The organism is Neobacillus cucumis, from assembly GCF_023715505.1.
Genome location: NZ_JAMBOH010000194.1, coordinates 1 through 210, shown reverse-complemented (window position 1 = coordinate 210; position 210 = coordinate 1). Strand labels below are relative to the sequence as shown.

The window sequence follows — 210 nt, the reverse complement described above, 5'->3', positions numbered from 1 at the left end:
AGGCTGAGCTGTGACAGCGAGGGAAATATAGTACCGAAGTTCCTGATTCCACACTGCCAAGAAAAGCCTCTAGCGATGATATTAGGTGCCCGTACCGCAAACCGACACAGGTAGGCGAGGAGAGAATCCTAAGGTGAGCGAGAGAACTCTCGTTAAGGAACTCGGCAAAATGACCCCGTAACTTCGGGAGAAGGGGTGCTTTTTAGGGTG

At 51.4% G+C, this 210-nt stretch carries 1 rRNA gene; it reads left to right on the top strand.

The annotated features are described in order from the left end of the window. A 23S ribosomal RNA gene (locus tag M3226_RS33045) occupies window positions 1-210 on the top strand; the annotation flags it as partial.